This window comes from Patescibacteria group bacterium, assembly GCA_041645165.1.
Lineage (GTDB): Bacteria > Patescibacteriota > Patescibacteriia > 2-02-FULL-49-11 > 2-02-FULL-49-11 > 2-02-FULL-49-11.
Map to the genome: position 1 here is coordinate 1 of JBAZQN010000039.1, position 2,903 is coordinate 2,903.

Below are 2,903 nucleotides of genomic sequence, written 5' to 3' on the forward strand. Positions count from 1 at the left end.
AATATTTCAATAAAATTGTCTGTGGTTCCGCCGTTGATGTTATGAAAGATTTGCCGGACGGCTCGGTAGATTTGATCGTTACTTCACCGCCTTACAATCTCAAAAATTCAACCGGCAACGGAATGAAGGACGGACGCGGTGGCAAGTGGGCAAACGCCGCCCTGCAAAAAGGATACACGCACCACAACGATTGTATGCCACACGATGAGTATGTGAAGTGGCAAAGAGATTGTCTGACTGAAATGTTGCGTTTGATACCGGAGGACGGAGCGATTTTTTACAATCACAAATGGCGCGTGCAGGGCGGCTTATTGCAAGATCGCCAAGATATAGTTAGCGGTTTTCCTGTCCGGCAAATAATCATTTGGAAGCGGAAAGGCGGCCTCAATTTCAACCCCGGATATTTCTTGCCGACATACGAGGTTATTTATCTTATCGCCAAGCCGAAGTTCGCGCTGAAAACCAAAGCGAATGCTCACGGCGATGTTTGGGAATTTACGCAAGAAATGAACAATGACCACCCCGCCGCCTTTCCAGTTAGTTTGATTGATAGGATTGTCGGATCAACTGATGCTAAGGTTGTTTTGGACCCATTTATGGGCTCGGGCACAACAGCGATTTCTGCCCTAAATTTTGGGCGAGATTATATCGGGATTGATATTTCGCCGGAGTATTGCGAAATGGCGGAGGAACGAATAAAACGGCATCAATCGCAAGCTAAACTTTTTCAACCTACTTATGAAAAACAAACCTAAAACTTATACTAAGCCGGAACTAATAGCCAAGCTGAAAGAAATTTCAGCTATGGGTTTTGTTGCGAATGCGCGGCGAGGTAATCATGGTGGTATCGGTAATACACTTGAGGATTTGCTTGGTATTAAAGAGAATAATTTACCAATACCAAATGCCGCAGAATGGGAATTGAAAACACAACGACTTGCCTCAACTTCGCTAACGACACTTTTTCATATTGGGGATAACGAAGCTATTTCTGTGGGATTTTCGGTCTGCACTTCATACGAGGGTGGAACCAAACGTATGCGATGATCCATCGTGCGAGCGCGTCGGGTGTTCGGAATCCGCGGTGCCGATTGAGGAGAGACCGGAGACGACCGTTCATGTTCTCCACCGCGTTCGTCGTCGAGGGAAGCCGCAGATGAGGATGCTCGTACCACGCACGGAAATCGTCCCGCCATCGGAGCGTCGAACGGATAATCCGTCGGATACGAACGGGACATCGAGCATCCTGCGCGAGGCGCGCGAGTTCGCTGCACGCACGGCGCACGCGATGCTCGTCCGTCTCACAGAGCACCCGTCGAATGAGCACCTGCGTCCGCTGCCGTTCCTTCCACCAGGTGATCCTGCGCTTCCGGTTTCCACAGAGCGTCGCGAGCTTGCCGAGGAGGTGGAAGTGGCAGCGCTGGAGCACCCATCCTTCCTCATCTGCAATGGCTCCCACCCCTGCAAAACTGTCCGCAACCATCGCACGAATCCGCCGTCTCGTCCGTTTCGGGATCGTATCCATGACCTCCCGCCACTGCTCCTCCGACTCGTGCCCGGGTCTGAGGATCGGTCGCAGGAAGACGAGATCCTCTCCATCAACCGCGCGGAGTCCGAGCAGGTACGTCGTCCACTCCGCTCTATCAATCGTGTGCCAGAGCGCATCGAGGACGAGGATGAGCTGGCCGCGTGGTGGACGGCGTGGCCACGGACGACTTATGAAGAGCTGGAGCGCGGCGGCATGTCGCTGTTGCCATGCTCGGGTTCCTACGTCGGAAGCGAGCGCGCGTGCGGTGAGTGTCTGCTGGTGCGTGAAGGTGCGCCGGACGATCGCGGTGCGGTGCTTGCGAGGTTTTGGACCGCGTTTCTTCGGTCGCACCGTCCACGTCGCACCGCAGTCCACGCACTTCCGACGACGGGTGTCGTGGACATGAACGCGGTCGTGTTTGCAGTCCGAGTTCGTGGTGTCGTGTGGCATACACCACGAACTCTGGCCGCAAACGATTGAATTGTCGCTCTACCGCGCTCAAAAGCATTACTCTAATCCCACAGAAATACGTTCGTTATCCCTCATATTGAACCCTCGCCGCGCGCTATCCGCTTTGTGCCACAAGTGCTTTTGCCAAAATACGGCTGGGCGCACCAAGAAGACGGCAAGAAATATCCAGCAGGCGAAATGAGTTTTCGTCAGACAATCCACGGTCTTACGAGAAGTGATCGTGGTTTTATGGTCAAAATTGATCGTGCAGAAAAGAAGATTTTAATCTCGTTTGATCCAAAGAGTGTAGATGTCCGGCATAAGGACTGGCTTGAATCAGTTAAAAAGCGTGTTGGTCTTAAAGAGCTTGACCCACAACCATATTGGGGTTTTGACGATTTGGAACATAAAGCCGGAACAAAATTACTCAATGCCTTTTATGTTCAAGCTGAAGTAAAGATTGTGCGCAAAAAAGAATTCTATCACTACACTAAAATTATGATGCTGCAAAAATTCAGTTTTGAGGGATTTTTGAAAGCGATTGAGGAAGCAAAAATTTTGGTAGATTTTGACGCGCGTAGTGGACACAATCACGGAACAAAATTCCGCATGAGACAGGACGCCTTACCGATGTTGTATGAGAAGCAGACGATAATACTTTAATTTTATGGCAACAATCCACAAAAAAGTTTGGCGAGAATACTTTGAGAAAATAATTTCCGGCAAGAAAAAGCTGGAATTGCGCCTTGCTGATTTCGAGGTAAATGAAGGCGACACCTTAGTTTTAGAGGAATGGGATAAAGACAAAGAAGATTATACGGGGAGAAAGTTTGAGGTTGTCGCCACATATATTCTCAAAACTAAAGGCCAAACTTTTTGGTCGTCGGAGGAAGTTGAAAAATACGGCTTTCAGATTATCCAATTT

Annotated in this window: 5 protein-coding genes; all 5 read left to right on the forward strand. The window is 49.7% G+C overall.

Annotated features, from left to right (window positions below):
- Nucleotides 1-14: 14 nt before the first annotated feature.
- On the forward strand, nt 15-755 hold the full coding sequence (locus WC659_07265; GenBank protein MFA4873695.1) for a site-specific DNA-methyltransferase: 741 nt from the start codon (nt 15-17) through the stop codon (nt 753-755).
- Nucleotides 739-1,047: an MvaI/BcnI family restriction endonuclease gene (locus WC659_07270; protein ID MFA4873696.1), complete on the forward strand. Its 309-nt coding sequence runs from the start codon at nt 739-741 to the stop codon at nt 1,045-1,047. The genes WC659_07265 and WC659_07270 overlap by 17 nt, the downstream gene beginning before the upstream one ends.
- Before the next feature lie 115 nt (nt 1,048-1,162).
- Complete coding sequence (locus WC659_07275; protein ID MFA4873697.1) at nt 1,163-2,008, forward strand: hypothetical protein; 846 nt, start codon at nt 1,163-1,165, stop codon at nt 2,006-2,008.
- A gap of 66 nt (nt 2,009-2,074) precedes the next feature.
- Nucleotides 2,075-2,641 (forward strand): MvaI/BcnI family restriction endonuclease, encoded by a 567-nt coding sequence (locus tag WC659_07280; protein ID MFA4873698.1) that lies wholly within the window; start codon nt 2,075-2,077, stop codon nt 2,639-2,641.
- A 4-nt stretch (nt 2,642-2,645) separates the two neighbouring features.
- The coding region (locus tag WC659_07285) for a DUF3850 domain-containing protein (GenBank protein ID MFA4873699.1) at nt 2,646-2,903 on the forward strand (258 nt) is incomplete at its 3' end.